Raw genomic sequence first — 4,028 nt, forward strand, 5'->3', positions numbered from 1 at the left:
GACCGATGGCGGGTCCGGGCGGACGACTGCCGCGCCGCCCCGTCGCCCCCTCCATGACCGGTCCGGGCGCATCGCGGGGGAGCGCGCCCGGACCGGTCCCGCGTGTGCGTGTCGGTGCCCCGTCGTAGGCTGGAGAACCCCGGCACGTTGGACGTGTCGGGCGGTTCGCGTTGTCCACCCACTCCGCCTCGCCATCTCTCTATCCCCTTAATCTCCTTAATCCCCTTAATCTCCTTATCGAGTCCACTCCCCTGGGACGGAAGCCTCCATGAGCCTGCACGGCCTGCTCGACGCAGTCGTCAAAGATCCGGCGCTCGCCGAAGCGGTAAAGGCCGCAGCCGACGGCAACCGGCCCCACATCGACCTGGTCGGACCGCCGGCCGCCCGCCCGTTCACCATCGCGGCGCTGGCCCGTAGCGGAAGCGGAAAGGACGGAAGCGGAGAGGGCGGAAGCGGAAAGAGTGGCAGCGGAAAGGGCGGCGCGCAGCGCACCGTGCTGGCCGTCACCGCGACCGGCCGGGAGGCCGAGGATCTGGCCTCGGCGCTGCGCTCGCTGATGCCGGCGGGCCGCCAGGACGCGGTGGTGGAGTACCCGTCGTGGGAGACCCTGCCGCACGAGCGGCTCTCGCCGCGCTCGGACACCGTCGGCCGCCGCCTCGCGGTACTGCGCAGGCTGGCGCACCCGCGCGCGGACGACCCGGCGGCCGGCCCGGTGAGCATCGTGGTCGCGCCCGTACGGTCCGTACTCCAGCCGCAGGTCAAGGGGCTCGGGGAGCTGGAGCCCGTCAGCCTGCGCAGCGGGCAGAGCGCCGACCTCGAAGAGATCGTGGACGGGCTGGCGGCGGCCGCGTACGCGCGGGTGGAACTGGTCGAGAAGCGCGGCGAGTTCGCCGTGCGCGGCGGCATCCTCGATGTGTTCCCGCCGACCGAGGAACACCCGCTGCGGCTGGAGTTCTGGGGCGACGAGGTCGAGGAGATCCGCTACTTCAAGGTCGCCGACCAGCGGTCCCTGGAGGTCGCCGAGCACGGGCTGTGGGCCCCGCCGTGCCGGGAACTGCTGCTGACCGAGGACGTGCGGCAGCGGGCCGCCGCCCTCGCCGAGGACCACCCGGAGCTCGGCGAACTGCTCGGCAAGATCGCCGAGGGGATCGCGGTGGAGGGCATGGAGTCCCTGGCTCCGGTCCTGGTCGACGACATGGAGCTGCTGCTGGACGTGCTGCCGGCCGGGAGCATGACGGTGGTCTGCGACCCGGAGCGGGTCCGTACCCGCGCCGCCGACCTGGTCGCGACCTCGCAGGAGTTCCTCCAGGCGTCCTGGGCGGCCTCGGCGGTCGGCGGGGCGGCCCCCATCGACGTGGGCGCGGCGTCCCTGTGGGGCCTCGCGGACGTCCGGGAGCACGCCCGCGACCTGGGCATGATGTGGTGGTCGGTCAGCCCGTTCGCCGCGGACGAGGAGCTGGACGACGACACCCTGGGGCTGGGCATGCACGCCCCCGAGGTGTACCGCGGCGACACCGCCCGCGCCCTCGCCGACACCAAGGGGTGGCTGGCCGACGGCTGGCGCACGGTCTTCGTCACCGAGGGTCACGGCCCCGCCGCCCGTACCGTGGAGGTCCTCTCCGGCGAGGGCATCCCCGCCCGGCTCGCCGCGCCCGACAGCGAGACGGGCGAGCTCGCGGAGCTCACGCCGTCCGTGGTGCACGTGGCGTGCGGTTCCGTCGAGCACGGCTTCGTGGACCCCGGCCTGAAGCTGGTGGTACTGACCGAGACGGACCTGTCGGGGCAGCGGGCCGCGTCCAGGGAACTGGGCCGGATGCCGGCCCGCCGCCGTAAGACCATCGACCCGCTCACCCTCCAGCCCGGCGACTTCATCGTCCACGAGCAGCACGGCGTGGGCCGCTATGTGGAGATGGTGCAGCGCACGGTGCAGGGCGCCACGCGCGAGTACCTGCTGGTGGAGTACGCGCCCGCGAAGCGCGGCCAGCCCGGCGACCGGCTGTTCGTGCCGACCGACCAGCTGGAGCAGATCACCAAGTACGTGGGCGGCGAGGCCCCCACCCTGCACCGGCTCGGCGGCGCCGACTGGACCAAGACCAAGGCGCGCGCGAAGAAGGCCGTCAAGGAGATCGCCGCCGACCTGATCCGGCTCTACTCCGCGCGGATGGCGGCCCCCGGCTACACCTTCGGCCCCGACACGCCCTGGCAGCGCGAACTGGAGGACGCCTTCCCGTACGCGGAGACGCCCGACCAGCTCACGACGATCGCCGAGGTCAAGGAGGACATGGAGAAGTCCGTCCCGATGGACCGGCTGGTCTGCGGCGACGTCGGGTACGGCAAGACCGAGATCGCGGTGCGGGCGGCCTTCAAGGCCGTGCAGGACGGCAAGCAGGTCGCCGTGCTGGTGCCGACGACGCTGCTGGTGCAGCAGCACTTCGGCACGTTCACCGAGCGCTACGGGCAGTTCCCCGTCAAGGTCCGGGCGCTGTCCCGGTTCCAGACGGACAGCGAGGCGAAGGCGGTGCTGGAAGGTCTCAAGGACGGCACCGTCGACCTGGTCATCGGCACCCACCGGCTGTTCTCCTCCGAGACGAAGTTCAAGGACCTGGGCCTGGTCATCGTCGACGAGGAGCAGCGGTTCGGCGTCGAGCACAAGGAGCAGCTGAAGAAGCTCCGCGCCAACGTCGACGTGCTGACCATGTCCGCGACCCCCATTCCGCGGACGCTGGAGATGGCGGTCACCGGCATCCGCGAGATGTCCACGATCACGACGCCGCCGGAGGAGCGCCACCCGGTGCTGACCTTCGTCGGCCCGTACGAGCAGAAGCAGATCGGCGCGGCCATCCGCCGCGAACTGCTCCGCGAGGGCCAGGTCTTCTACATCCACAACCGCGTCGAGTCCATCGACCGCGCCGCCGCCCGGCTGCGGGAGATCGTGCCGGAGGCGCGCATCCAGACGGCGCACGGGCAGATGGGCGAGACCCAGTTGGAACAGGTCGTCGTCGACTTCTGGGAGAAGAAGTTCGACGTGCTGGTCTCCACGACCATCGTGGAGTCGGGCATCGACATCTCCAACGCCAACACCCTCATCGTCGAGCGCGGCGACAACTTCGGCCTCTCGCAGCTGCACCAGCTGCGCGGCCGCGTCGGGCGCGGGCGCGAGCGCGGCTACGCCTACTTCCTGTACCCGCCGGAGAAGCCGCTCACCGAGACGGCCCACGAACGGCTCGCCACCATCGCCCAGCACACCGAGATGGGCGCGGGCATGTACGTCGCCATGAAGGACCTGGAGATCCGCGGCGCGGGCAACCTGCTCGGCGGCGAGCAGTCCGGGCACATCGCGGGCGTCGGCTTCGACCTGTACATGCGCATGGTCGGCGAGGCCGTCGCCGACTACCGCGCCTCGCTCGACGGGGAGACCCAGGAAGAGGCGCCGCCGGAGGTGAAGATCGAGCTGCCGGTCGACGCGCACGTGCCGCACGACTACGCGCCGGGCGAGCAGCTGCGCCTCCAGGCGTACCGGTCCATCGCCTCCGCGAGCAGCGAGGAGGACATCAAGGCCGTCCGCGAGGAGCTGACCGACCGCTACGGCAAGCTGCCGGAGCCGGTCGAGAACCTGCTGCTCGTCGCCGGCCTGCGGATGCTCGCCCGGTCCTGCGGCGTCGCGGACATCACGCTCCAGGGCTCCAACATCCGCTTCGGACCGGTGGAACTGCGCGAGTCGCAGGAACTCCGCCTCAAGCGGCTCCACCCCCGCGCCGTCATGAAGCCGGCCACCCACCAGCTCCTCGTGCCCCGCCCGACGACGGCCCGCATCGGCGGCAAGCCCCTGATGGGCCGTGAACTGCTGGCGTGGACGGGAGAGTTCCTCACCACGGTGGTGGGCTCGTAGGGCTCGTAGGACTCGTAGGGCTCGTAGGGACGGGCTGGGCAATCGGGTTGGTCAATGTCGCCAACGTGATCAATGGGGGCGGGTTTGTAACCGTGGGTTCGTAGGGGCGGGTGCCGGGCAGCCTTTGAAAGCGACGCAC

Annotated in this window: 1 protein-coding gene; it reads left to right on the forward strand. The window is 71.3% G+C overall.

The features are described from left to right. Nucleotides 1-268 precede the first annotated feature (268 nt). Nucleotides 269-3,889 carry a transcription-repair coupling factor gene (mfd, locus tag ACFU99_RS35915; protein ID WP_384400495.1) on the forward strand — a complete coding sequence of 1,207 codons (3,621 nt, stop codon included), beginning with the start codon at nt 269-271 and terminating at the stop codon, nt 3,887-3,889. The last annotated feature ends 139 nt before the right edge of the window (nt 3,890-4,028 follow it).

The sequence above is a fragment of the Streptomyces sp. NPDC057654 genome (assembly GCF_042800135.1).
Taxonomy (GTDB): domain Bacteria; phylum Actinomycetota; class Actinomycetes; order Streptomycetales; family Streptomycetaceae; genus Streptomyces.